General features: G+C 66.9%; 21 protein-coding genes. 11 read left to right on the top strand and 10 right to left on the bottom strand.

The features are described from left to right. Window positions 1-571: 571 nt before the first annotated feature. Window positions 572-1,111 carry a hypothetical protein gene (locus tag BM397_RS04580; RefSeq protein ID WP_092419040.1) on the bottom strand — a complete coding sequence of 180 codons (540 nt, stop codon included), beginning with the start codon at window positions 1,109-1,111 and terminating at the stop codon, window positions 572-574. A gap of 327 nt (window positions 1,112-1,438) precedes the next feature. On the opposite strand from BM397_RS04580, the gene BM397_RS04575 reads away from it, so the two are divergent. Then, window positions 1,439-2,728, top strand: a complete 1,290-nt coding sequence (locus tag BM397_RS04575; RefSeq protein ID WP_092419038.1) for an MgtC/SapB family protein — start codon at window positions 1,439-1,441, stop codon at window positions 2,726-2,728. Here the strand turns inward: BM397_RS04575 and BM397_RS04570 are convergent. Continuing rightward, entirely contained in the window at window positions 2,725-5,448 is a 2,724-nt protein-coding gene (locus BM397_RS04570; RefSeq protein WP_092419036.1) for an HAD-IC family P-type ATPase, read from the bottom strand. The two genes, BM397_RS04575 and BM397_RS04570, sit on opposite strands and share 4 nt — an antisense overlap. A gap of 454 nt (window positions 5,449-5,902) precedes the next feature. Here BM397_RS04570 and BM397_RS29245 point away from each other — a divergent pair, with 454 nt between their 5' ends. From BM397_RS29245 to BM397_RS04550, 5 genes are all read left to right on the top strand, one after another. Continuing rightward, entirely contained in the window at window positions 5,903-6,160 is a 258-nt protein-coding gene (locus tag BM397_RS29245; RefSeq protein ID WP_176806450.1) for a hypothetical protein, read from the top strand. Beyond that, entirely contained in the window at window positions 6,157-6,978 is an 822-nt protein-coding gene (locus BM397_RS04560; RefSeq protein WP_092419034.1) for a transporter substrate-binding domain-containing protein, read from the top strand. Before BM397_RS29245 ends, BM397_RS04560 begins: the two co-directional genes overlap by 4 nt. Before the next feature lie 93 nt (window positions 6,979-7,071). Beyond that, complete coding sequence (locus BM397_RS29610) at window positions 7,072-7,200, top strand: hypothetical protein (RefSeq protein ID WP_256218732.1); 129 nt, start codon at window positions 7,072-7,074, stop codon at window positions 7,198-7,200. A gap of 713 nt (window positions 7,201-7,913) precedes the next feature. Then, complete coding sequence (locus BM397_RS04555; protein ID WP_342707598.1) at window positions 7,914-8,207, top strand: aminotransferase class IV; 294 nt, start codon at window positions 7,914-7,916, stop codon at window positions 8,205-8,207. Window positions 8,208-8,222: 15 nt separating this feature from the next. After that, window positions 8,223-9,971: a chloride channel protein gene (locus BM397_RS04550; RefSeq protein ID WP_143015317.1), complete on the top strand. Its 1,749-nt coding sequence runs from the start codon at window positions 8,223-8,225 to the stop codon at window positions 9,969-9,971. Between the two features lie 52 nt (window positions 9,972-10,023). Here the strand turns inward: BM397_RS04550 and BM397_RS04545 are convergent, their stop codons facing one another. After that, window positions 10,024-11,061: an Ldh family oxidoreductase gene (locus BM397_RS04545; RefSeq protein ID WP_092419030.1), complete on the bottom strand. Its 1,038-nt coding sequence runs from the start codon at window positions 11,059-11,061 to the stop codon at window positions 10,024-10,026. 55 nt (window positions 11,062-11,116) lie between these two features. Then, complete coding sequence (locus tag BM397_RS04540) at window positions 11,117-11,752, bottom strand: helix-turn-helix domain-containing protein (protein ID WP_092419028.1); 636 nt, start codon at window positions 11,750-11,752, stop codon at window positions 11,117-11,119. A 180-nt stretch (window positions 11,753-11,932) separates the two neighbouring features. On the opposite strand from BM397_RS04540, the gene BM397_RS04535 reads away from it, so the two are divergent. The 4 genes from BM397_RS04535 (at window position 11,933) to BM397_RS04520 (ending at window position 15,569) form a co-directional block, all read left to right on the top strand. Further along, the gene (locus BM397_RS04535) at window positions 11,933-12,313 is read left to right on the top strand and encodes a hypothetical protein (protein WP_143015316.1); all 381 of its coding nucleotides are present in this window, start codon (window positions 11,933-11,935) and stop codon (window positions 12,311-12,313) included. A 50-nt stretch (window positions 12,314-12,363) separates the two neighbouring features. Continuing rightward, a complete protein-coding gene (locus tag BM397_RS04530) occupies window positions 12,364-13,323 on the top strand; it encodes a dihydrodipicolinate synthase family protein (RefSeq protein WP_092419024.1) in 960 nt (319 codons plus the stop codon). Next, the gene (locus BM397_RS04525) at window positions 13,314-14,246 is read left to right on the top strand and encodes a 4-hydroxyproline epimerase (protein WP_092419022.1); all 933 of its coding nucleotides are present in this window, start codon (window positions 13,314-13,316) and stop codon (window positions 14,244-14,246) included. Before BM397_RS04530 ends, BM397_RS04525 begins: the two co-directional genes overlap by 10 nt. 72 nt (window positions 14,247-14,318) lie before the next feature. Continuing rightward, window positions 14,319-15,569, top strand: coding sequence for an NAD(P)/FAD-dependent oxidoreductase (locus BM397_RS04520; protein ID WP_092419020.1), 1,251 nt, complete (start codon window positions 14,319-14,321; stop codon window positions 15,567-15,569). 49 nt (window positions 15,570-15,618) lie between these two features. Here the strand turns inward: BM397_RS04520 and BM397_RS04515 are convergent, their stop codons facing one another. The 4 genes from BM397_RS04515 to BM397_RS04500 form a co-directional block, all read right to left on the bottom strand. After that, a complete protein-coding gene (locus BM397_RS04515; RefSeq protein WP_092419019.1) occupies window positions 15,619-16,650 on the bottom strand; it encodes a trans-3-hydroxy-L-proline dehydratase in 1,032 nt (343 codons plus the stop codon). Between the two features lie 71 nt (window positions 16,651-16,721). Next, on the bottom strand, window positions 16,722-16,931 hold the full coding sequence (locus BM397_RS04510; protein ID WP_342707593.1) for a hypothetical protein: 210 nt from the start codon (window positions 16,929-16,931) through the stop codon (window positions 16,722-16,724). 303 nt (window positions 16,932-17,234) lie between these two features. Beyond that, entirely contained in the window at window positions 17,235-17,942 is a 708-nt protein-coding gene (locus BM397_RS04505) for a PRC-barrel domain-containing protein (protein ID WP_092419015.1), read from the bottom strand. Between the two features lie 330 nt (window positions 17,943-18,272). Further along, entirely contained in the window at window positions 18,273-19,787 is a 1,515-nt protein-coding gene (locus tag BM397_RS04500; protein ID WP_092419013.1) for an ABC-F family ATP-binding cassette domain-containing protein, read from the bottom strand. 682 nt (window positions 19,788-20,469) lie between these two features. On the opposite strand from BM397_RS04500, the gene fdhA reads away from it, so the two are divergent. Continuing rightward, complete coding sequence (gene fdhA, locus BM397_RS04495; RefSeq protein WP_092419011.1) at window positions 20,470-21,651, top strand: formaldehyde dehydrogenase, glutathione-independent; 1,182 nt, start codon at window positions 20,470-20,472, stop codon at window positions 21,649-21,651. Window positions 21,652-22,436: 785 nt separating this feature from the next. On the opposite strand, the gene BM397_RS04485 is transcribed toward fdhA, so the two are convergent. Both BM397_RS04485 and BM397_RS04480 read right to left on the bottom strand, forming a co-directional pair. After that, complete coding sequence (locus BM397_RS04485) at window positions 22,437-23,084, bottom strand: flavin reductase family protein (protein ID WP_218124831.1); 648 nt, start codon at window positions 23,082-23,084, stop codon at window positions 22,437-22,439. Window positions 23,085-23,095: 11 nt separating this feature from the next. Then, window positions 23,096-24,505 (bottom strand): M24 family metallopeptidase, encoded by a 1,410-nt coding sequence (locus BM397_RS04480; RefSeq protein WP_092419005.1) that lies wholly within the window; start codon window positions 24,503-24,505, stop codon window positions 23,096-23,098. Window positions 24,506-24,531: the final 26 nt, after the last annotated feature.

Genomic DNA, 24,531 nt, shown 5'->3' with positions numbered 1-24,531 from the left:
GGAGAAATCGCCATGGGAAGGGCCTCCAGAGAAATGCTGAATCTGCGGCACATAAATAAATTCAATAAATTACATATGATATGAGGCCATGCCCCCGCCGGTTTCGGAATCGAGAACTTCTAGCTCCCGCAATGCGGCGGAAATCCGCCGGAAGCGGCCAGCCCCCCGATGGGCCAAGCGCCTCTGCTGGGCTCGGGGGTCAGCACACGCGGCCCGCCACCGCGAGCGGAAACCGAGACGCTCTGCCACGTCAGGCACGCCCCGCGATGACCCGAGGTCGTGGCCACCCCGACCAATGCGCCGCGCCCGCAGGCTGCCTGCGCGACCGGGCGCCGGTGCAATTGCCAAGATTGCGCGGCCTCCGGCCTCTGGATGTCCATTTTGCTGCAGAGCAAGCGGGAAATCCCGTAGAGCGGACGACGCCGAAAGAGACGCGCCACAGGGGGCGCAAGATCTACGTGACCAAAAGGAGTTTGATGCCGACCGCCGCGGCGCGCCCTCGCACAGCGTTGTGCCCCGGTGAACTTGCGCCTGGGTCGACCGAACGGCCGCGTCGGCGCGGCTCCGTGGTTCACCACTCGGCTGAGTGTGAGACCGGCAAGTATTTCCGGATGCTGTGGAAGAAGAGGTCGATCTCCAACGCGAGGCCCACCTCGAAATCGTTCAGTTCGGGCCCGCTCCAACGGTGCTGCTCGAGGCGGGCAAGAAAATCCCGCCGAATTTGCTCGTCGCGCTGTTCCAGCGGCAAAGTCTCGGCAGCGCGCAGCAGGTCGATGCGCTTGTGGACTTCGCGCATGCCGGAGAAGGCTTCCATCATCAACCGCGTCAAGCGCGGCTCCTTCTGCCAGGACTGACCGGCAAAGACCTCCTGGACGACACGGTTGCCGGCGCCCAGACAATCATAGGCAACGCAGCCGGGAAAACCTTCCTCCGTCAGCCGGTCGTGGATCGTGCAGCTGTGCCCCGAGAGGTTGCGGCAAGGTTCTCCGGGGTTCTTGTCGAAGGCAAAATCCTTGCCCTTGTCGAAGGCCAGCGCGAGGCAGCACAGCGCCGCGCATTTCGAACAATCGGTCTCGAGGTGATCGGTCGTGATGGGATCGGTCTGGGGCATTGTGGCTATCGGTCCACCCGAGGAGAGGTTAACTGTGGCCCTATCACGCGAAATGCCTCCCGAATGCAAGCAATGGTCCGTTTGCGCTGTCCGCCGCCGCTGCCGGGTGTCCGACCCCGCTGAGCTGGCACCATCGCCAATCCGGGCAGCGCCCCAAGCGTAGGCTCCGGAGTTCTTCGCGACTCGGCCCGACCGGCTGCAGCGCCCGACCCACTTCGTGGCGCAGCAAGGCGTTCTCGAACAACCGTCATTTGACCTCGATCACCAAACGCCTTCGGTGTGTCTGCTATCGTTGATGAAACCAGGTACGGAGCGCCAACGGCTGCCATGACGGATATCGATCTCCTGCTGCGCCTCGGGCTGGCGCTGGCAATTGGCCTACTGGTCGGGCTCGAACGGGGCTGGCACGGGCGGGCGGAACGCGAGGGCGCGCGCGTTGCGGGCTTTCGGACCTTCGCGCTGGTCGGCTTGCTAGGCGGCGTTTCCGGCGCGTTGGTCCCGGTGGCGGGGCCCAGCGCCATTGTGGCGGTCCTGCTGACCCTGAGCGCCCTGTTCGCGCTCGGCTACTGGAACACCCTGCGCGCCGACGGAGACGTCGGGCTGACGACCGAAATCGCGCTGGTGCTGGTCTACGTTCTGGGCGTATCGGCGGTGCTCGGCGAGACCGCACCGACCGCCGCCGCCGGGGTCATCTGCGCGTTCTTGCTATCGATGAAGTCCCGTCTCCACGGCTGGATCGCCCGCATGGACGCCGGCGAGCTTTCGGCCCTGCTCAAGCTCGCACTGATCTCCGTGGTTGGCCTCCCGCTGATGCCGGACCAAGGTTACGGCCCGGGAGGCGTGCTCAATCCCTACGAGCTGTGGTGGGCGGTGGTTGTCGTCGCCGGGCTGTCCTTCCTTGGCTACGTGGCGATCCGCATCGGCGGGGCCAGTCTGGGGATGCTGCTGACCGGTCTTGCCGGCGGGCTTGCCTCCTCGACCTCTACGACACTGGCACTGTCGCGCATGGTGCGCAGCCAACCGACCCTTGCACCGATGGCCGCGGCAGGGATCGTTGTGGCAGGCTCGATGGCCTTCCTGCGGGTGCTCTTCCTCGCGGCAATGTTCCAGCCGCTGTTGCTGCGGCAGCTCGCGCTGCCGGTGGGGATCATGGCGGGGGTCGGCTTCCTGGGGGCGGCCGGACTCGCTCTCCTTGCGGGCAGGAACGGCGAGGAAGGGAAACCCGACGGCGTCGAGGGCATCGGCAACCCGCTCGAGCTCGGAACGGCGCTCGGCTTCGGTGCGGTGTTGGCGGTTGTTCTGCTGGGGGTGCACTACCTGCGGCTCTGGCTTGGAGTGGAGGGGGTCTACGCCGCGGCGGCGCTCTCGGGTGTCACCGACGTCGACGCGCTGACCATCTCGGTGTCCCGGCTCGTCGGTACGGAGTTTTCAGCCTTCCATGGATCGGTGGCGGTCGTCATCGCCGTGTCGGTGAACTCGGCGGTGAAGGGCGCAATCAGCCTCGTCGCGGGCAACCGCCGTCTAGGCCTGCGGGTACTGCCGGTCTACGCCGCGGCGATCCTTTGCGGGGCCGCCGCTCTGGCGCTCTCAGCGCAGGCGGGCGGTACGCTGCCCTAGGCTCCACCCCGCGTCCTGCGCCACCGCAGCCGCATCTGCTTTTCCACCTCAAGCGCCACGAGAAAGACGACGCCCACTGCCACCGCCAGCATCCCGTCGCCAAGGGACAGCGGCTCGGTGCCAAAGATCGCCCGGAGCGCGGGGATGTAGGTGATCGCGACCTGCGCGAGGGTCACCGTCAGGACGCAGGCCCAGATGATCGGTGTCCCGCGCGCGGCCCTGAGGGTCAGCGAGGTGCCATGGATGTTGCGGATGAAAAAGAGATGGAAGATCTCGAGGATCACCATGGTGTTCATCGCCAGCGTCTGGGCGTAGGCAATGGAGTCCCCACGCGCGATGGCCAGGAAGTACATGCCGAAGACCACCGCGAGAAACAGCATCGACACCAGCGCGATGTGCCAGACAAGCGTGCCGCTGAGCAAGGGCTCCCGTCGCGGGCGCGGCGGCTGCCGCATGGTGCCCGGCTCGGTCGGCTCGAAGGCAAGCGCCAGCCCCAACGTGCCGGCGGTGATCAGGTTGACCCAGAGGATCTGCACCGGCGTGATCGGCAACGACATGCCCGCAAAGAGCGCGACGACCACCGTCATCGCCTCGCCGGTGCTGGTCGGCAAGGTCCAGCTGATCACCTTCTTGATGTTGTCGTAGACCGTGCGGCCCTCGCGCACAGCAGCCACGATCGAGGCGAAGTTGTCATCGGCGAGGACCACGGCGGCGGCCTCCTTGGCCGCCTCGCTCCCGCCCTGCCCCATGGCGATGCCTGCGTCCGCGCGCTTCAGCGCGGGGGCGTCGTTGACCCCGTCGCCGGTCATGGCCACGGTCAGCCCGTGCGATTGCAGCGCGGTGACCAGACGCAGCTTGTGGGCGGGCGAGGTGCGCGCGAAAATGTCGGTCTCGATGACGGCCCGCGACAGGGCGGCATCCTCCATCACCTGCAACTCGGCACCGGTCAACACGCGGTCCACGTTCTGCAACCCGATCTGCCGCGCAATGGCGCGGGCGGTGGCGGCGTGGTCCCCGGTGATCATCTTCACGCGTATACCGGCAATGCGGCATTCGGTGACGGCGGCAATCGCTTCGGGGCGCGGCGGGTCAATCAGGCCGACGAGGCCGATCAGGGTAAGCTCTCCCTCAAGGTCGGAAGTGTTCAGGACAGTCCGATCCGGCGGCACCTCGCGACGGGCGACCGCGAGCACCCGCTGACCCTCGGCGGCGAGAGTCTCGATCATCTCGTGCCAGTAGGCGCTGTCGAGGGGTTGATCGCCGGCACCCGGGGCGCCTTGCGTTCGGCATAGCGCCAGCACCGCCTCGGGCGCCCCCTTCACGTGAATGGCGGCATGCCCCTCGTGGTCGTGGTGCAGCGTGGCCATGTAGCGATGCGCCGCATCGAAGGGAATGGCATCGGTCCGGCCCCAGCGCCGATAGGGAGCCGGACCCTCTTCGCTGATCTTGCCCGCCAGCGCCATCAGCGCACCCTCCATCGGGTCGCCCTCGACATGCCAGGTGGGCCCGTGCTGGTGCAGGCTCGCGTCGTTGCAGAGCGCAGCCGCGAGGGCAAAATCCTGCAGCACGGGATCCTCCGGCGCGCGAATGTCGATGCCCTCCCGGCGGATGGCTCCCTCCGGGGCGTAGCCGTCGCCGCCGATGTCATAGACCCGGTCGCAGGCAACGAGGTTCACCACCTTCATCGCGTTGAGGGTCAGCGTGCCGGTCTTGTCGGAGCAGATCACCGAGACCGAGCCGAGCGTCTCGATGGCCGGCAACTGCCGGACGATGGCGTTTCGCCGCGCCATGGTGCGGACCCCGACGGCCAGCGTGATGGTCAGTACGGCGGGAAGCCCCTCGGGAATGGCCGCGACCGAGAGGCCGACAATGGCCATGAAGAGATCGGCAAAGGGCAGCTGCCGGACGAGCGCGCCATAGGCCAACAGGGCCACCGCGACGAGCAGGATGACGGCGGTGAGCCAGCGGGCGAAACGATCCATCTGGTTCAGCAGCGGTGTCCTCACGGTCTCGACCCGCGAGAGCATGCCGCTGATCTGGCCGATCTGGGTCGACAGTCCGGTGGCGACGACAACGCCCCGCCCGGTTCCGGCGGCCACCAGCGTGCCGGAGTAGAGCATCGGGCTGCGGTCCCCGAGCGCACTGCCCGCCCCGACCGGCGCGATGCCCTTTTCGACGGGAACGGATTCGCCGGTGAGCGCGGCCTCCTGGAGCCGAAGTGCATGGGCCTCGATCAGCCTAAGATCGGCGGGCACGCGCGCGCCGGGTTCGACGCAGACGATGTCCCCGGGCACCAACGCCGCGACATCGAGGCTCTGCCGCTGCCCGTCCCGCAGCACCATCGCCTGCGGCGCCAACATGTCGCGGATCGCGGCCATGGCATCCTCGGCACGGCCCTCCTGCACGAAGCCGATGACGGCATTGATCAGCACGACCGCAAGAATGACGCCGGTATCCACCCAGTGCTGAAGCGCGGCGGTGACCACGGCAGAACCGATGAGCACGTAGATCAGTACGTTGTTGAACTGCTTCAGAAAGCGCAGGACCGGCTTCTGCTTCGGCGCGCCAGGAAGCCGGTTGGCACCATGCAGCGATCGCCGCCGTGCCGCCTCAGCCTCGCTCAACCCGGCCGCAGATGCGCCAAAGCGCTCCAGCGCCGCCTCTGGCGGCAACGCGTGAAGCGGGACTCCGTGGTCGGCTGAGGGCTCGGGTGACTGCATGATCCGATCCTTCCGAAGGAGAAGCAGCGCGGCAACGGAAACGGTGCATGGGCGCGCGCGGCGCAGGCCGAGTGTCGCCCGGGAGGCGCGTTTTGGCACCTGCTAACCCTCGCTTGCGAAGAAGAGTCGCAGCCCCGGGCCGGCAAGGGATGTCGGACCGGCTCACGGCGCGCGACCGCCTGAAGATGAGCACCGGTCATGACAGAGGTCTTTGCGCCACCGGGAGGTGCCTCCGGGCGGGTCATCACCTCAGAAAACCACAAACGGCTCGATCGGGAGACAAGAGGATTGGCGCTTGAGCAGGAGAGCTTCAGGCGTCCGGCACGGCTCATGAGCCGGCGCCGTGCCTGGCCAGCCGGCACGGAGGGCGCAAAATGCCCGAAGAATTATTCAAGATTGGAAAGGATTTAACATTGGAACAATCTACATCTTAGTCTCACCGCAAAACCTTCTGATGGCCGGCATGATCAAGCGAGCAACAATGGGAGCCCGGCACGGAGGCCTGCTGCGCCGCGCGATCCTCTCGGGCGAATTCGAGCCGGGCGGACCCGCGACCGAGACCGCGCACGGCGTCCGCCTCGCGCTGCGAGACAGCTGCGAGCGGATGAAGGAAGATATCCGCGACCACAGGCGCCACCGACTCGGAAAGACCATGGCCTTCGTCTCCTCCGTCGAGGCGAAGAAGGCCGGTTCCGACAGGAGACAGACATGAAGATACGTTCCCTCATTCTCACCCCCATAGCCGCGCTGGCGCTCGCACCGATGGCGCATGCCCAGAACGGCGGCACCATGGCGCGGGTCAAAGAGGCGGGCGAGCTGCGCATCGGCGTCGTCTCGGCGGAGCCGTGGTTCTACAAGGATCCGACGTCGGAGCAATGGGCCGGTATCGGCGTTGCCATGGGCGAGCGCATGGCGGATGACCTTGGCGTGGCACTGTTCCCGGTCGAGACCTCCTGGGCAAATGCAGTGGCCGGCCTGCAGGCCAATCAGTTCGACATCATGTTCGTGCTCGACGCCATCGAAGCGCGCAAGAGAGCGCTCGCCTTCCCGGAAAACCCGCTGTTCTACTACGCCATGGGCGCGCTGGTGAAGGAGGGCTCCGAGGCAAAGACCTGGGACGAGCTCGACACCCCCGAGACCCGCATCGGCGTCACGCTCGGCACCTCGCTCGACCTCAGCGTGACCGAGATGATGACACAGGCGCAGATCAGCCGTTTCTCGTCCAACGACGAGGCGACCGACGCCTTTGCCGCAGGCCGCATCGACGCGGTGGTGCAGTTCCACCCGGCGCTCGTCGTGCAGTACTCGCGCCTGAGGATGGGCAAGGTGCTGCTGCCCGAACCGGTCGACCCGGTCGCGACCTCGGCGGGCATGCGCCAGGAAGACAGCACCGAATTCCTTGACTGGGTGAACACCACCTTTGCCGACCTTTACGCCGCGGGCGTGCCGGACGAGCTTTTCGGCGCCTACCTCGCCAGCAAGGACATCGATCCGAACGGCATTCCCGGACTGCTCAAGGAAGACTGGTAAGGCCCTGCGCGGACCGACCGCCCACCGGTGGGTCTGCGCCCTCTCTGATCGAGCGAAAGACGTCACACGGACAATTCCGGTAACTTCGGCCCGGTGCTGGAGCGTTTGCACATGCTGGCGCTGGGGCTGCTCAACACCGTCAAGATCGCCGCTGCCTCGATCGTTCTGGGCGTCCTCATGTGGCTCGTCCTTGCGATGATGCGCCTGTCCCCGCGCAGGTAGCTGACCCTCCCGACGCTCGTCTTCAACGGGTTCTACCGCTACACGCCGTCGATCGTTCACTTCTCGTTCTTCTACGCGCTGCCGGTATTGCTGGCGATCAGTCTGGAAGCCCCCTGTTGCCGTGCCGGCCCAGTCGTCGCAATCCGCCGCCTTCTAGGCCGACCGGCTTTACCAGAAGATGCTGGTGACTTCCGGAAGCCCACACGACCATCGCGCTGATGTCCCTCGTGCTTCTGGTCACCTCGAGCCAGCGCGCCTTGCTCGCCGAAGCCCGGATGACGGCCTACCTGTGACGCCCGCACGATAAACTGCGTCCCCGACTTCAGCAGCGTTGCCGACACCTGGACCGGCCTGTTGCGCGGGATCTGGGTTGTCATCTAGGGCTGGATCTCCTCGGTCCTCGTCGGGCTGGCGGGCGGCTGGGTCCGCGGCCCCGGCCTCGTCTACGTCGAGCTGTTCCGAGACACGCCGATGCTGATCCAGTTCCTCTGGCGCTACCACAGCTCGGTCCTTACGCCGCAGCGCGGCTCGGGCTGACGCTGAACGCCTAGCCCTATGCCGCGGCGATCTTCCGAGGCGGCATCGCATCGATCCACCGCGGCCAGATGGAGGGCGCGCTCGCCATCGGCATGACCCGGGCGCAGGCCATGCGCCTCAACTTGCAGAGACGCCTCAACTCATCCAGGCGCTGATCCGAGCGGTCAACATGGGCGATCAACATGGGCGCCGACGAGGCACTGATGCTCGATAATCGCGGTTTTGTGGCCTCGTGCAACTCGACGAACTTCTTTATCATCCGCCGAGACGAACTCTGGACCTCGGATGGTATGACCTGTTTCAACGGCATCGCGCGCAAGAAGACCAACAAGGTCTGGAAAGACGCCGGTCTGACCGTGCGTGAAAAACCCTACATCCTGGCCCAGGTCTATTCCGCGGACGAGTCCTTGGTTGCCGGCCCGATGACCGCCAGGATGAACACCCTCTATCAAGCGTACATCCGGGCCTGATTGGTGGCGGCCCGCTTGCATACTCTGCGCAGGCGAAAGGCCCTGCGCCGGATCGTCGCTCCGTTTCGCCTGCGGACGCTGATCCGGCGCAACGAAATTGCCTACACGGCACTGGCCGCGATCATCGGGCTGCTCTCGGGGCTGGCGGTGGTCGGGATGCAGGAGCTCATCCACCTGATGGGCCTGTGGATCTTCGGCTCGGAAGACCCGGTCAGCGGCGCGGCGGAGCTTGATCCGATCCGCGCCTTTGCCGGGCCGGTGGTGGGGGGCGTGCTGGTGGGCCTGTCCTACCTGATCGGCAGGCGCTGGTTCCGCAGGGTCGCCGACCCGATCGAGGCCAATGCCGTCGGCGGCGGCAAGATCGGCGTGCCGGGAAGCCTCTACATCACCGCGCAGACCATCCTGTCCAGCGGCTTTGGCGGCTCTGTCGGGATGGAGGCCGCCTACACTCAGGTCGCCTCCGGAGGGGCCTCCTGGCTGGGCCAGCGGCTGCGCCTGCGGCGAGAGGACCTGCGCCAGCTGGTGGCGGCCGGGGCGGGAGGAGCCATCGCCGCGGCCTTCGACGCGCCACTGGCCGGAGCCTTCTATGCCTTCGAGCTGGTGCTGGCCACCTATACGGTGGCCGCCCTTCTGCCGGTGCTCGCGGCCTCGATTGCGGCCACCGCGGTCACCCGGCTGATTACAGACAGCCATGGTCCCAGCCTGTTCTATGCCGGCCAGGTTCCGGTTGACGGCTATCTTCCCATTGCCCTGCTGGCGGTGCTTGCCGCCGGCGTCGGCATCGTCATCATGCGGTCGGTGGCGATGATGGAGCAGCTTTTCGCCAAGAGCCCGATCCCGGGCTGGACCCAACCCATGATCGGCGGGTTGGCCGTGGGGTTCCTCGCACTCGTATCGCCGCAGGTGCTTTCCTCGGGTCACGGCGCGATGACGCTCGTTCTCGGCACCAACATGACGATCTGGGCGCTTCTGTCGCTCTTTCTGCTGAAGACGCTCGCGTCGATCCTCTCGCTCGGGTCTGGCTTCCGCGGCGGCCTCTTCTTCGCCTCGCTGCTGCTCGGCGCGATCCTCGGCAAGCTCTTCGCCATCGGCTGGATGATCGCCTTCGGCCTGCAGATCCCGATCGTGATCTTCGCGGTGGTGGGCATGTGCGCCCTGGCCACCTCGATCATCGGTGCGCCCATGGCGATGAGCTTTCTCGCGCTCGAGATGACCCAAAGCCTGCCGCTCGCGCTCGCCGTGCTCTTCTCCGCCCTGCTCTCGACCTCGATCGTGCGCCAGTTCTTCGGCTTCAGCTTCTCGACCTGGCGCTTCCACCTGCGCGGCGAGAGCATCCGCTCGGCCACCGACATTGGCTGGATCCGCGATCTCACAGTGGGGCGGCTGATGCGCCGCACTGCCAACACGCTCTCGACGGGCACCACCATCGCCGAGGCTCGGCGTCGCTTTCCGCTGGGCTCGACCAAGGCCGTCCCGCTCCTCGATGAGACCGACAGCTACGCCGGCATGTGTCTGATGACGGATCTGCACTGGGACGGACACGATCCGAAGGAGCGGCTGGCCAGCCTCGCCCGGTTCAAATCCGCCTGGCTGCGCCCGGAGCAGACCGTGCGCGACGCGATCAACTCCTTTGCCCGCAACGAGGCGGATACATTGGCTGTTGTGGGCAGCGACATGACCGTGCTCGGCACGCTCAACGAGCACTACTGCCTCCGGCGTTATGCCGACGAGACGAACAAGCGTCTGTACCCGGCGCGACGTTGAAGAATGGCGCGGGAGCGACCCCGCGCCCTGGCTGCGATCCCTCGTGGAACGCTCAGCCCTCCAACGCGGCGAGCCCCTTGGCCTCGAAACGGTCGAGCTGCGCCATCTCGGCCGCGGTCAGCACGATCCCCTCGGACAGTGCCTTGGCGCGCGCGGTGAAGCGGCGTTCCGACGGCAAGCGCGCGCCCTGGCCGCTGATCGCGGTCAGCAGCTTCTCGCCCTCGGCGATGGGATCGCGGCCCGAGCGTTTCGCGAAGGTCTGCGGATCGAGCGCCAGGATCAGCGCGCCGTGGCGCGGCAGCAGCGCACCGCCGCCCATGAAGTCCAGCGCCTCCTTGCTCATGAACTCGCCCAGCATTGCCCCGGCCAGTAGCTCGACCATGGTCGAGATCGCCGAGCCCTTGTGCGCGCCGAAGGTCAGCATCGCGCCATCGAGCGCCGCGTCTGGGTCGGTGGTCGGGTTGCCATCACGGTCCACCGCCCAGCCCTCGGGGATCGGCGTGCCGGCGCGGCGGTGCAGCTCGATCTCACCCCGCGCAGCGACGCTGGTGGCAAAATCGAAGACATAGGGGGTCGGGCCCGGACGCGGCCAACCGAAGGCGATCGGGTTGGTGCCCAGCAGCGGCTCCTTGCCGCCCGCGGGGGCGACGAAGGAATAGCTCGGGCACATCGAGAGCGAGGCGAGCCCCTCCTCGGCCAGCGCTTCGACATCGTGCCAGAGCGCCGAGAAATGCAGACAGTCGCGGATCACCAGCGCCGCCAGCCCGGTCTCGCGGGCGCGCGCGACCAGCGCGTCCTTCGCGGCGTAGAAGGCGGGGTTGGAGAAACCGCCGCCCGCGTCCACCTCGATCACCGCCTTGCCCGAGTCCTGCAGCTGCGGCACGGCATCCGGAGACACCTTGCCCGCGGCCAGAACCCGCAGACAGCCTTCGATCCGGTAGATGCCATGCGATTTGCAGTGATCCCGCTCGCCGGCCACGATCACATGAGCCACGGCGTGGGCGTTGTCGGGGCTCAGCCCGCTCTTTTCAAAGATCGCCTGGACGCGGTTCATGAGCCGGTCGACGGAAATGATGTGCTGATCGGCCATGTTCAGGCGCTCTCCTTGAGTGGTTCAGGTGGAAAGGTCGGCGGGAAAAGCCGGATCACTTGTCCACGTCGATATAGGTACAGGCCCAGAAGACCCTGGTTTCGGTGTCATCCACGGCGCGCAGTCCGTGCTTGAGGGTGCTGTCGAAATAGGCGCAATCGCCCGCCTCGAGGATCACCGGCTCGTAGTGCTCGACGGTCAGCTCGACCCGCCCCGATAGCACGTAAAGCGTTTCCTCGCCGTCGTGCGCTTCCAGCTCCTCGCGCTTCAGCGGCGCGCGCTGCTCGACCTTGGTGACCAGCGGGATGATCTTCTTCTCGGCCAGCGCGTTGCAGAGCACCTCGTATTCGAAGTTCTTCGAGCGGACCTTGCGGCCCTGCCCAGCGCGGGTGACCGTCAAACGGGTGGTCTGATGCGCCTCGTGATCTGCCGAGAACAGCCGCTCCATGCCGATGCCATAAGCCCGGGCGATACGGACGAGGTTCTCGTAGCTCGGCGAGACGCGGCCGTTCTCGATCTTGTGGATCGTCGAGAGGGCCAGCCCCGTGCGCTGCGCCGCGACCTCCAACGTGAAGCCGCAGGCCTGCCGGACCGCCTTCATGCGCGCACCTAGGTCGCTGCGCAGCTGCTGGCGCTCCGCCTCCCAGTCGGTCCCGCCCGGTGGATTTGCGTCTTTTTCCGTTTCACTCATGATTTTTCTTTTTTTACCATTAATGATCGTTTATGCAAATATTGCGTAGAACGCAACCGCCCTATTCCGCAGCGAAGAAAACAGTCTGGCCTGTCCCCATTTTGCAGAGTTTTTCGGGCTTGCGGCCGATAAACAAGGTCCAGGAAAGGACTCGTCATGCCAAGATCGCGCCTTGCCAAGATGATCGGGAGTCCGTTTCTCATCGGTGACGACGGGATCAGCCACCCGGGCGACGCAGACTTCTCCACGGGCCTTGTCATCGACGTCACCTTGCCCGAGCCGACCGGCGATGCCTTTGGTCCAATGCGCGGCCTACGCAAGGCTCAGGCCGCGTCCAACTGCATCCCGCTGACGCGCGGACTGGAAAAAAGCACACCAAAAGAGAACCCCTTCAAGGCGCTCTGCAGCGCCGATGGCACCGCCTCGGCCCCGACGGCACTGCAGGCTGTCGGATCACTCTGCCGAAGCCGATCTGCCGCCCGCAGCAGACACGCCCCCGCATTTCCGCCGCGCTGGATCGACACCGGCACGACTTCCCCCACCCCAACCCGCAACGCGTGATGCCCACGCCGTCAAGCCCATCCACCCATTTCGACCATACGGACACTCACATGAACAAAGACGTCTTCCTCGGCACCATTCCCGCCCTGCTCACCCCCTGCACCCCGGACCGCCAGCCCGACTTCGACGCGCTGGTGAAGAAGGGCAAGGAGATGATCGCGGCGGGCATGTCGGCGGTGGTCTACTGCGGCTCCTGCGGCGACTGGCCCCTGCTCACCGACGCGCAGCGCATGGAAGGTGTCGCACGGCTGACCGAGGCGGATGTGCCCGTCATCGTCGGCACCGGTGCGATCAACACCAAGTCCGCCGTCGCCCACGCCGCTCACGCCCAGAAGGTCGGCGCAGCCGGTCTCATGGTGATCCCGCGCGTGCTGTCCCGCGGGCTGTCGGTCGCGGCGCAGCGCAACCACTTCAAGGCGATCCTCGACGCCGCTCCGGACGTGCCCGCGATCATCTATAACAGCCCCTACTACGGCTATGCCACCAAGGCGGACCTGTTCTTCGCCCTGCGCGCCGAGCACCCCAACCTGATCGGCTTCAAGGAATTCGGCGGTAAGGCCGACCTGAGCTACGCGGCAGAGCACATCACCTCGCAGGATGACGACGTGATCCTGATGGTCGGCGTCGACACCGAGGTCTACCACGGCTTCGTCAAATGCGGCGCGGTCGGCGCGATCACCGGCATCGGCACGATCTTCCCCACCGAAGCGCTGCTGCAGGTCGAGCTGTCGCGCCGTGCCGCGACCGGCTGCCCCGAGGCCGACATGCGCGCCCGCGAGCTGGCCGGGGCCTTCTCGGTGCTGGCGAAATTCGACGAGGGCGTCGATCTGGTGCTCTACTTCAAGCACCTGATGGTGCTGAAGGGCGAAGAGGAATACCGTCTGAACATATACGAGACCGACGCGCTGTCGCCGTCGCAGGCAAAGTTCTGCGAGGCGCAGTTCCACCAGTTCAACCGCTGGTTCGCGACCTGGTCCAAACAGGGTGGAGTGATCGCCGAATGCATGTGATCGACAGCCACACCGGGGGCGAGCCCACGCGTGTGATCCTGGAGGGTGGTCCGGACCTCGGGTCCGGGCCGCTGGCCGAACGCGCCGCCAAGCTGGCGACCGAGCACCGCGCCTTCTACCGCTCGGTCAGCCTCGAGCCGCGCGGTCAGGTCGCCATGGTCTGCGCGCTGCTGGTAGAGCCGGTGGATCCGGAGTGCGTCACCGGCGTCATCTACTTCGACGCCGAAGCGGTGCTGGGCATGTGCGGTCACGGCACCATCGGGCTTGCGGTGACGCTGGCGCATATGGGCAGGATCGGTCCGGGCAAACACAAGATCGAGACCCCGGTGGGCGTCGTCACCGTCGAGGTCCTCGACGCCAACACCGTCACCGTCACCAACGTCGAGAGCCGCCGCACGCAGGCGGACGTCTCGGTCGAAGTCGAGGGGCTCGGCACGGTCACCGGCGATGTGGCCTACGGCGGCAACTGGTTCTTCCTCGTCGATCCCAGCCCGGTGCCGGTCGTTTCGTCGAACATCCGCCAGCTCACCGACATGACCGTCGCCACCCGTGCCGCGCTGAAGGCGCAGGGCATCGCGGGCGAGAACGGCGGCGAGATCGACCACGTGATCTTCTACGGGCCCTCTGACAGCGCCAAGGTGCACAGCCGCAACTTCGTGCTCTGCCCCGACGACGCCTACGACCGGTCGCCCTGTGGCACCGGCAGCTCGGCGCGGCTCTCGTGCCTCGCCGCCGCGGGCCGCCTCGGCGCGGGCGAGGAGATCGTGCAGGAAAGCGTCATCGGCAGCAGCTACCGGCTGTCCTATATTGCGGGTCCCAAGGGTGGCGTGATCCCCTCGATTACCGGCCGCGCCTACGTCATGGCCGAGAGCAAATTGCTCTTTGATCCTGCCGATCCGTTCAAGCACGGTATCGAGCTCTGATGCCCCGCCGCCGCGCGCCCAGCCCCGGGGCGCGGCGGATTTTTCCCTGTTCCGCGTACTTCGAGGTCCGCCATGGCTGAGGCCGAGCATACTGAAATTCTTGTCATCGGCGCGGGCATCATCGGTGTCACCGCCGCGCTGGCGCTGCAGTCCGAGGGCCACACGGTGCGCCTGCTCGACCGGACAGGCGTTGCCGCAGGCACCTCGGTGGGCAATGCCGGGGCCTTCGCCTATGCGGACGTCGAGCCGCTGGCGACCCCGGGGATCATGCGCAAGGCACCCAAATGGCTGCTCGACCCGCTGGGGCCGCTGTCGCTGCGCCCCGGCTACGCGCTGCAACTCACCCCCTGGCTGCTGAAGTTCTGGCGCGCCAGCCGCAAGGACCGCTACGCCGCCGCCGTCAAGGCGCAGTCCGAACTGATGCATCTCGCTCAGGCAGCGCAGGAGCGGCTGATCACGCAGGTCTCAGGCGAGCCGCTGATGCGCCGAGAAGGGCAGATGCAGCTCTACGAGGGCGCGACCTCCTACAAGGCCAGCCTGCCGTCCTGGGAGCTGCGCCGCCAGCATGGGGTGAAATTCGAGCTGCTGGAAAGCCCCGAGGCCATCGCCGAGATCCAGCCCGGCGTCTCGAGACGCTTCACCCACGCCGGCTACACGCCCGAATGGATGAATACCGTCGATCCGGCGCTCTGGACCCGCCATGTCGCCGAGGCCTTCGTCGCGCGAGGCGGCACCATCGAGATCACCGAGATACGCGCCCTGCGCCCGCTAGAGCGCGGCGTCGAGGTCGAAACCGCGAACGGCACCCTGCGCGCCGCCAAGGTGGTGCTCGCCGCCGGGGCCTGGTCGCACCGCATTGCCCGTACGCTCGGCGACAGCATCCCGCTCGACACCGAGCGCGGCTACAACACCACCTTCCCCACGGCCAGCTTCGATCTGCGCACCCACCTCACCTTCAGCGACCACGGCTTCGTCGTGACCCGCATCGGCGAGGGGCTGCGGGTCGGCGGCGCGGTGGAACTGGGCGGGCTCGATCTGCCGCCGAACTACAGGCGCGCCGAGACCCTCGTGGAGAAGACCGCGAAGTTCCTCTCGGGCTTCGAGCCTACGGGGGGCAAGCAATGGATGGGCTTCCGGCCCTCGATGCCCGACAGCCTGCCGGTGATCTCCGCCTCGCCCAAATCGCGCGACGTGATCTACGCCTTCGGCCACGGCCACCTCGGCCTGACGCAATCGGCAGGCACCGCGCAGCTGATCACCGCGCTCTGCGCCGGGCGCGCGCCGGGGATCGACCTGTCCCCGTTCCGCGCCGATCGTTTCTGAGTCACGCCTAGGCCCCACCCGAGGTCCGACCTCCGGCGGGGCGTTCCTCTCAGAAGAGCTTCGGCCAGGTATCAGCGAGCCGGTAGCCGCCCGGCCAGGGATCGCCCGGATCGAGCATGTGCTGATGCGTGCCGGTGATCCAGGCGCGGCCGCTGATCTCAGGTCGGATCGCGTCGAGCGCGCCGACCTTCGTGGTGCCGAGAATCCGCCCAGTGAACTCCGACCCGATGATCGACTCGCAGGTCAGCCGGTCCTCCCTCCCCATCTCGCCCCGCGCCTGCAGCAGAGCCATGCGCGCTGAAACCGCCGTGCCGGTGGGCGAGCGGTCGAGCTTGCCGGGCTGGATTGCAACCACGGACTGCGCCCGCAGCTCATTGCCCTCACGCCGGACCTTGCCGGCAAAGAGGCAGAAGGAGTGGTGCGCCCAGTCGGGCTTTTCGGGATGCTCGAAGCGGTATTGCGCGTTGGCGGCATTGGTGATCCGGATGCCCAGCTCGGCGATCTCCCGCGCCTTGTCGGCCACCAGCGCGACCCCCAGCGCCGCGGGATCGACCACCACGAAGCTGTCGCCGCCAAAGGCGGTGTCGATGCGGATTTCGCCCAGCCCCGGCACGTCCAGAGGTACATCGAGGCGGCTGGCGAAGGACGGCAGGTTCTCGACATGGATGCGCTCGGCCTTGCCGTTGGCGCAGTCGGCGCGGACCCGCACAAGCCCGCCGGGGGCCTCCAGCACCAGCTCAGTCACCGGCTCCTGCATCGGGATCAGCCCGCTGTCGAGCAGCACTGTTGCCACGCAGATCGAGTTCGAGCCCGACATCGGCGGCGTGTCCTCGGGCTCCATGATGATCCAGGCGGCCTGCGCCTCGGGGAGCTTGGGCGGCACCAGCAGGTTCACGTGGCGAAAGACGCCGCCGCGCGGCTCGTTCAGCACGAAGTTCCGCAGGGTCTGGTCCTTGGCGATCCAGCGGCGTTGCTCCCAGAGCGTCTCGCCCGGCGGCGGCGCGACCCCGCCCACGATGACATCACCGACCTCCCCCTCCGCATGGCATGAGACGACGTGAATGACCTTGCTGCTGCGCATCCTTCCCTCCGCCAAGCCCGGCCCGTCAGAGCCCCCTCGGCTCCTTTGAGCCCGGCGCCGGGAGGCCGGTGTCAGAACCTTGCCTCACGATCCCACTTGTTTGTCTCCGGATCGTTGTAGTCATCGGGATTGAATTCCCCGGGATCGAAGGCCTCTGCCTCGTCGCCGATACCCGTCACATAGGACGTTCCCGTCTCCTCGTCGAACACCAGGCCATAGGTCGCGCTGCCCTCCGCCTTGTACCTCAGGTATTCGTGCACAGCTGCGTAGCAGAAGGCCATAACGAAGGGAGACAGGATCAGGGCGGCGAGCAGATGAGCGTCGATAACGGGCCTCCATCGGAGTTGTTCAACAGGACGGGTGTCGCGTCGGGCCTGGCATCCGGCGTGCGCGAGGCCCGCATGATAACATCAACAGGGGGGCAGATTTCAACTCCCGCGCCCGAAACCCTGGAGATCGGTCTCCTCCGGGCCGCAGTCACCGGGCCCGGAGCGCGATTTCGCTGACCCGCGAGACTCCCAGAACGACGCGCCCGGCAGGCGAGCCTGCCGGGCGCAAATGGCCAGAGCTGTGAGCAGATGTCGTTATTCGGTCAGCTCGGTCCCGGCGGTCCCGGCCTCGCCGCCGGTCATCCCGGTACCGCTGTTCATATCGGTCCCGGTCGCGCCCATCGCGTCCCCGGTAGCCGGCGGCGGGGTCTGCTTGTCCCGGTACTGGTACTCGGGAGCCGCGTCCGCCTCATCCCGCGTCATCTCGAGCTGAATGGCGTTGCCGTCGTACTGAATGTCCAGCTCATCATAGTCGACCGCGATGTCCTTCTCGCCCATGCCAAGGAACCCGCCGACACCCAGAATGACGGCAGTGATCTGCCCCTCCCCGGTGATGATGAAATCCTTGATGCTGCCGATGGTCTCGCCATCAGGCGATGTGACCGAGGTGCTGAGCAGCCAGTCACCCAGCATCTCGGCGCTGTCTTGCTGCGGCACCACGGCGTCCGATGTCGGCGCGGCGGCATCGCCATCGGACGTCTCGGCCTGCATTCCATCGGCCGGAGCCGCGTCCATTTGCGTCTCTCCCGCCATGCCTTCGGCGGGCGCAGTGTCGGTCGAGCCCGGCGCCGAAGTGTCAGCGCCCGGTGCTTGCGCATTCATGTCAGCGCCAGCTTCCGGCGCTTGGCCTTCCATCTGCTCGGCGGGAGCCTCGTCGGTCGGCGACATGGTGGCTTCCTGTCCCCAGACGGGCCCGGTGACGAAAGGCAGAGTGATGGCGGTGATATACAGGTACTTTTTCATGGATCTAGTCCTCCTGAGACGCCAACCCGGTGCAGCGGAGGCGGGTTCGCCCGAGGATCCACGAAAAGTCGGACCTGCAGGCAAAAGCGCCGATTGCCGCCTAGCAAAACGGCAGGACCCAGCAAAAAGGCGCCCGTTCCCGCGGTGCCGAATGCGTGTCGGAACCGGGCTCGACGGCAGCGCGTTTCCTGACCCTGCCTCCGCCGGTCCGCGCCGTTCGAGCCGTGGACAGGCAGCAGATGCGCTGCGCCGAAGCGCGCGGGCTACACGCACTTGCCATCCCCCGCAGACTGGCGAAAATCCAGACCGGGCCCGCCACCACCCAGCGGCCTACCCTGCCATCAGCCGCTCAAGCACCGGCTCCGGATCGTCGCGCTCGACCAGTCTTCCCGCCTCGATCGACCAGACCCGCGTCGCCACCGCGCGCACGAACGCCCGGTCATGGCTCACCAGCAGGCAGGCCGCCCCCTGCGAGAGCAACTCGCCCTGCAGAGCCTCCTGCCCCTCGATGTCGAGATGGTTGGTCGGCTCGTCGAGGAGGAAGAGGGTCGGCTTCGTGAGCCGCAGCATCAGCAGCACGAGCCGCGCACGCTGACCGCCCGAGAGCGCATCGAGAGGTCGCGTCTGCAGATCGATACCGATCCCCGCCCCGGCCAGCGCCGCCCGCGCCCGCGCATCCCCGCCGCTTGAGAGCTGGGTGACCGCTTCCATCGGACTGCAAAAGCCGTCGAGTTGATCCAGTCCCTGCCCCATCTCCCCCGCCTTCAGCGTTGCGGCGGTGCGGATGGGGCCCGCATTGCCGCGACAGGCCGCGCGCACCGCCTCGATCAGCCGGGACTTGCCCGCACCGTTCGGCCCAAGCAGCACAACCCGGTCACCGGGCGCGATCCACATCTTCGGCATCCGGTAGAGCACCCGCCCGCCCGGTGCCACGACATCCGCTGCCTCGAAGGAGACCAGCGCCCGCGCGTGGGTGTCGCTGCTGTCCAGTCGGATCCGTCCGGCGGACTGCTCGGCATGGGCCGGACGCGCGGCCTCTTCCAGCTTCTCCGCCCGCTCGCGCAGCTGCTTGCTCTTGACCGTCAGCAGGTCGGAGCCGGAGTTCACCCCGACGTTCTTCAGCTTCGCGGCCTGCTGACGCAGCTGTCTGGCGCGCTTCATCTCGCCCGCGAACTGCCGGGCGTCGGCCGCATCCGCCTCGTCAAGCGCCGCACGCGCCTGCGAATAGGGCAAGGCGAAATCACGGCTCCCCCCGGGGCGCAAGAACAGCGTGCGGTTGGTCGCCGCGTCGAGGAAGGCGCGGTCGTGGCTGGTCACGATGATCCCGCAGCGCGCGGGCAGTGCGGCGAGCCAGTCCTGCAGCTGGCCGATCCGCGCGAGATCGAGGTGGTTGGTCGGCTCGTCCAGCAGCAGCAGATCCGGCTCGGTAACGGCAAGTCCCGCCAGCAGCACCAGCCGCTGCCAGCCACCGGAGAGAGCGCCGAGCGGGCGGTCGCGCAGCTCTTCAGACACTCCCAGATCGTCGAGCGCGATCTCGGCGCGCCAGCTTTCGTAGTCCACCATCTCGGGATCGAGCCGCGCGCAGGCCGCGGTGCGCACGCTCTGGCCGAGCAGCGCGCCCGGCACCTGCTGTTCGAGCAGCGCCACCTTCAGGCCGCGCGCCGTGGCGATCTCGCCCGAGGTCGGCGCACCGCCCTCCGCGATCAGGCGCATCAACGAGGATTTGCCACGGCCGTTCGCGGCAACAAGCCCGAGCCTGTCGCCGGGGTTCAGGGTCAGGTCGAGTCCCTCGAAGAGCGGAGCACCAAGGGTCAGGGACAGGGATTTCAGGGTCAGAAGGGACATCGCAGTCTCACTTATCGGTCGGGTACAAAGCGGCCGTCCCCTTGCGGGACGACCCGGGCCGACCGGGAGAGCGCTAGCCTGTCCCGTCAGCCCTGCGAACGGATCCGCAGGGCGGGGACAGGTCCGCGGGTGCGATGTGGGTCCATGCGAAATGGCATGTGGCCGCCTCCTGTCTGTAGGACGAGGCTAGGCCGGATGCAGCGCGATGTCCAGTAAACATGGCAACGACGGCGCGGGTCGGCTCCCACTCGCGCCGGTCGCGTCCGGGCGGCGAAGAAGTCTGACGGCCCTCCACGGCCGGAGGATTGCGAGGGGGGGGGGGCCTGCGCCCAATTCCTTCGGGACGTGGATCGGAACCGCTGCGATCGCCTTGCCATGGCCGCGGGCCGCGCGCATCCGTCTCCGCGACAATGCGGCGCCGGGTTCGCGCACCTCCCCCGGCAGAGTCTTCCCGCGGCCCGGATCGCCGCTCCCCCCGCCTGCGCGATCCTGACCCGCACCGCGCCAGTTCTAGCCGCCACCTTGGCCGCCGAGGTCGCCCTGTCGCAAGCGCTCGGGCCAATGTCGTTTCCCGGCAGCTGGCCCTGCGTGCATTGGATATGCATTTGCCGGTGGGGCCCGGGTTCGACCGCAGGCCGGGATACGGCGCCCCACCCGTGCAAGACCTAGGGAGGAGACGCACATGAGCAATATCGGAGTGGTTTACACCGGCCCGGGGGCCGTCGAGGTCCAGAAGATCGACGACCCGAAGCTTCAGGCCCCTGATGGGCGCAAGCTGGAGCACGCGGTCATCCTGAAGGTCATTTCGACCAACATCTGCGGCTCCGACCAGCACATGGTGCGCGGACGAACCACGGCACAACCCGGCCTGGTGCTGGGCCACGAGATCACCGGAGAGGTGATCGAGATCGGCTCGGACGTCGAGATGCTGACGGTAGGCGACATCGTCTCGGTACCGTTCAACGTGGCTTGCGGGCGCTGCCGCTGCTGCCGCGAGGGCGATACCGGCGTCTGCCTGACGGTGAATCCCGAGCGTGCGGGCGGCGCCTACGGCTACGTCGACATGGGTGGATGGATCGGCGGCCAGGCCCGCTACGTCACCGTGCCCTACGCCGATTTCAACCTGCTGAAGTTCCCCGACCGCGACCAGGCCATGGCGAAGATCCGCGATCTGACCATGCTGTCGGACATTCTTCCGACAGGGTTTCACGGCGCGTTGCAGGCCGGCGTCGGCGTCGGCTCCATCGTCTATGTCGCGGGTGCCGGCCCGGTGGGCCTCGCCGCGGCGGCCTCCGCGCGCATCCTCGGCGCGGCCGTGGTGATGATCGGCGACTTCAACAAGGAACGCCTCGTTCACGCGGCCAAGGTGGGCTTCACCCCGGTCGACCTGTCGAAGGGCGACAACCTGCCGGAAATGATCGCCGAGATCACCGGCTCTCCAGAAGTGGACGCGGCGATCGACGCGGTCGGCTTCGAGGCGCGCGGCCACTCGGGAGGCGAACAGCCGGCCATCGTGCTGAACCAGATGATGGAGATCACCCGTGTCGCGGGCGGTATCGGCATTCCGGGACTCTATGTCACCGAGGATCCCGGTGCCGTGGACGACGCCGCGAAGTCGGGCAACCTCTCGATGCGCTTCGGGCTGGGATGGGCCAAAGCCCAGAGCTTCCATACGGGTCAGACCCCGGTGCTGAAGTACAATCGTCAGCTGATGCAGGCGATCCTGCACGACCGTCTGCCGATCGCGGACATCGTCAACGCGACGATCATGCCTCTGGATCAGGCCGCCGAAGGCTACAAGAGCTTCGATAGCGGCGTGGCGAAGAAGTTCGTGCTCGATCCGCACGGGTTGCTTGCGTCCTGAGACAGGATGATTTCCGGCCAGCCGTCGCCCTCTCTGGGCGGCGGCTTTTCGGCAGCGGCGGCTGCCGGCTCCGCGGACCCTGGGTTTGGCTTGCTAAGCTCGGGCCTCGGGGCATTCGAACGCCCGGGTCCCGCAGGGGCCCGTCGACGTCATTGCCACGCTGATCGCTCCACAGTCCGCACCCCAATCAGACAGGGCGTGTAAATCCTGAGTGAATGCGCCGAAGGCGCACACCGGCATGTCACGGCTCAACGGGTTCACCGCCGCCGTGTGCGTCAACGATCCAATGTTGATCGCTGCTGCTCCGGGGGCGCCCATCTCCTGGTGCAGGTGGGCGCCGGGCGTAGCCTTGAGCATGAGTTGTCTTCCGTTCAGAACGACGGGCACCGGTCCGCAGGTTCGTCGACTTCCTCGCCCGGACAGACTCCACCGCGCCGTCGCCACCCACAAGCGCGCATCCAGCCATGTGCCGCGCGCTTTGACGAGGTCAGTCCCAGAAAGAGGCGATCGGCAGCGGCCCTTCGCCCAGCGCACAGCACAGGGTTTTGCGACCGCATCCTTCGGCGCAGGACAAGCTGTCCGTCCCACAGACCCTGGCTACGCTGAAGATGCCTGCGCCGCGTTCCCGCATCGGTCTCGCCGCCGCGACCTGGAGTTCCGCACCAGAGCTCCATCTCTTCATCTGCTCTCTCCAGCGGCGCGGTCACAATCCAGTCTTCTTGTCCATGGAGGCGGCCGCTGCCGGGCAATTCAAGAGATCGTTCCTGGCGTTTGCAAAATGGGGCTCAGCCCGCTTTCGTCGAAAGACCCATGAATTCCTCTACCGTCGGCGTCACCCGTTCGAACTGGTCGAGCTGACGCGCGTAGAGATGCCCGCCGAGACGCCCGACGGCGTCGATGCCGATCTGGTCGACGTAATGGGTTTCCGGATCCACCAGCGTCTCGCGCACGAACATGCGCTTGACCTCGCCCAGCACGATGGTGCGTGCGGGGCTGACCGAGACCGTCTGCACCAAGTGGCACTCGAAAGCCGCGGGCGCGGCGATGATGCGCGGGCTGCGCACCGTCTCGCCGGCTGCGGTTTCGAGCCCCGCAAGGGCGAGCTCGTCGACATCCGCCGGGAACTTGATCGAGCATATCTCCATCTGGTCGACCAGCGCATGGTCCGAGATGTGGACGGTGAACTCACCGGTGGCGAGGATGTTCGCCGCCGTGTCCTTGGGGGTGCCGTCGGGCTTGTGCTCGATCCCCACCGCCATGATCGCGGGATCATGGGTGAGGATGTTGAAGAAGCTGAAGGAGCCCGCGTTGGGGGTACCGTCCTCCGACAGGGTGGTGATCAGCGCGATGGGGCGCGGGATCACCGTGCCGATCAGCAGCTTGTAGCGCTGCTTCGGCGTCAGCTCGGCGAAATCGAAAGCGTGGCTGGTCATGGTATGATCCTTCATGCGGGCACCCGGTAGGTCTCGAGGGGCGTGTGGCGCGAGAGGTTCTCGAAACCGTCGGCGGTCACGACGTACATGTCGCCGATGTTGCAGCCCGCGGACATGGGTTCAAGCCATTGCGTGTGCAGGACAAAGACCATGCCCTCTTCCAGCCTGTCATAGTTGTGCGAGGAGATGTTGAAGGCATTCTGCCCGCCCGCCATGCCGACCGAATGGCCGAGGTTGGGGTTATGCGGCCCGAAGGTTGCCGGGTAGACGTGCATCAGCTTGCGGCCCTGCGCCTCGTAGTCGGCGTCGGGGACGTATTGGCGCGGGATCTCGCGCGGGCCGCCATCGTCGCCGGTGCGCCAGTTGTAGGGCATGGTGCGCGCCTCGGCGTCTTTCAGCAGGCCGGCCTCGATGTAGCTGTCGAATGCGGCGTTGTTCAGGTCGCGGATCAGCGTGCCGGGGCGGATCAGCTTCTCGGCGGCCTTCACGCCGCGAGTGCAGGCGTCCAGCACCAGCTCCTGCCGATCGGTCAGCTCGCCGAAGGCGAACATGCGCGCGGTCTGGGCGGTGTAGCCCTGGTAGGTGACGTTCGACACGTAGAGGTTCGCCAGATCGCCCTTGCGCATGACGTGGCCGTAGGGCTTGCCGCAATGGGTGCCCCATTCGTTTGCGCCGATCTGGTAGCCGTCGCCGGTCTCGCCGCCGCGGGCCATCTGAGCGAGGGTGAAGGCGGCGTAGATCTCGTAGTCGGTCACGCCGGGGCGGGCGACATGATAGGCCGCCTGCGTCGCGATGCTGATCAGCTGCGCCGCAGTGCGGAACTGGGCGATCTCGGCGGGCGTGCGGTTGCGCTGCATGCGCTCGAGGATGCCGTGCTGGTCGGAGAATTTCGCTTTGGGCATCTCGGCCACCAGCGCGGCACGGAATGCGGCCGAGCGCTTGTCGCCGATGAAGCCGATATTGTCGGCCTTCAGCTCACCCAGGATACCAACCAGCGCCTGCATCGTCTTGGCACCCGAGTCACCGGGAATGTCGGCGTATTCGCGGCCCACGGCACCGATCTGCAGGATGCGGTCCACGCCCACCGGCTCGCCACCCGGCGGCAGGATCACCGACTGGGTGAAGAACGACAGCAGCACCGGCTCCTTGTCCTCGTCCATCGGCACGATCAGCACCCCCTCGCGCATCCAGTCGCAGAGGTAGCGCAGGTAGGCATGCGCGGCATGGAACCAGCCGACGCTGTCGCAATGCACCACCACCGCGTCGAGCCCGGCAGAAACCGCCTCGCGCTTCAACTTGCGCATCCGCTCGGCGTATTCCTCCGGCGGGATCGGCATCGCGGGGGTGAAATCGAAGTCGGGGGCGAAATCGCCGAGCAGGCTTTCGATGGACGGCCGGGCGCCGGAGCTGTGCGCGTTCATGGGATGGTCCTTTCCGTGAGGGAGTT

Origin of the sequence: Alloyangia pacifica, from assembly GCF_900116195.1 — a bacterium.
In the GTDB taxonomy this organism is placed as follows: Bacteria; Pseudomonadota; Alphaproteobacteria; order Rhodobacterales; family Rhodobacteraceae; genus Salipiger; species Salipiger pacificus.
The sequence above is the reverse complement of the archived record's forward strand: the minus strand, read 5'-3'. Positions and strand labels throughout refer to the sequence as shown.

Coding starts and splice junctions, on each gene's coding strand:
- BM397_RS04515 (WP_092419019.1), bottom strand. CDS start 16,650: ATGCGCAGCAGCAAGGTCATTCACGTCGTCTCATGCCATGCGGAGGGG.
- BM397_RS04480 (WP_092419005.1), bottom strand. CDS start 24,505: ATGAACGCGCACAGCTCCGGCGCCCGGCCGTCCATCGAAAGCCTGCTC.
- BM397_RS04540 (WP_092419028.1), bottom strand. CDS start 11,752: ATGAGTGAAACGGAAAAAGACGCAAATCCACCGGGCGGGACCGACTGG.
- BM397_RS04500 (WP_092419013.1), bottom strand. CDS start 19,787: ATGTCCCTTCTGACCCTGAAATCCCTGTCCCTGACCCTTGGTGCTCCG.
- BM397_RS04560 (WP_092419034.1), top strand. CDS start 6,157: ATGAAGATACGTTCCCTCATTCTCACCCCCATAGCCGCGCTGGCGCTC.
- BM397_RS04535 (WP_143015316.1), top strand. CDS start 11,933: ATGATCGGGAGTCCGTTTCTCATCGGTGACGACGGGATCAGCCACCCG.
- BM397_RS29245 (WP_176806450.1), top strand. CDS start 5,903: ATGGCCGGCATGATCAAGCGAGCAACAATGGGAGCCCGGCACGGAGGC.
- fdhA (WP_092419011.1), top strand. CDS start 20,470: ATGAGCAATATCGGAGTGGTTTACACCGGCCCGGGGGCCGTCGAGGTC.
- BM397_RS04530 (WP_092419024.1), top strand. CDS start 12,364: ATGAACAAAGACGTCTTCCTCGGCACCATTCCCGCCCTGCTCACCCCC.
- BM397_RS04575 (WP_092419038.1), top strand. CDS start 1,439: ATGACGGATATCGATCTCCTGCTGCGCCTCGGGCTGGCGCTGGCAATT.
- BM397_RS04520 (WP_092419020.1), top strand. CDS start 14,319: ATGGCTGAGGCCGAGCATACTGAAATTCTTGTCATCGGCGCGGGCATC.
- BM397_RS04580 (WP_092419040.1), bottom strand. CDS start 1,111: ATGCCCCAGACCGATCCCATCACGACCGATCACCTCGAGACCGATTGT.
- BM397_RS04570 (WP_092419036.1), bottom strand. CDS start 5,448: ATGCAGTCACCCGAGCCCTCAGCCGACCACGGAGTCCCGCTTCACGCG.
- BM397_RS04545 (WP_092419030.1), bottom strand. CDS start 11,061: ATGGCCGATCAGCACATCATTTCCGTCGACCGGCTCATGAACCGCGTC.
- BM397_RS04525 (WP_092419022.1), top strand. CDS start 13,314: ATGCATGTGATCGACAGCCACACCGGGGGCGAGCCCACGCGTGTGATC.
- BM397_RS04505 (WP_092419015.1), bottom strand. CDS start 17,942: ATGAAAAAGTACCTGTATATCACCGCCATCACTCTGCCTTTCGTCACC.
- BM397_RS04510 (WP_342707593.1), bottom strand. CDS start 16,931: ATGGCCTTCTGCTACGCAGCTGTGCACGAATACCTGAGGTACAAGGCG.
- BM397_RS04485 (WP_218124831.1), bottom strand. CDS start 23,084: ATGACCAGCCACGCTTTCGATTTCGCCGAGCTGACGCCGAAGCAGCGC.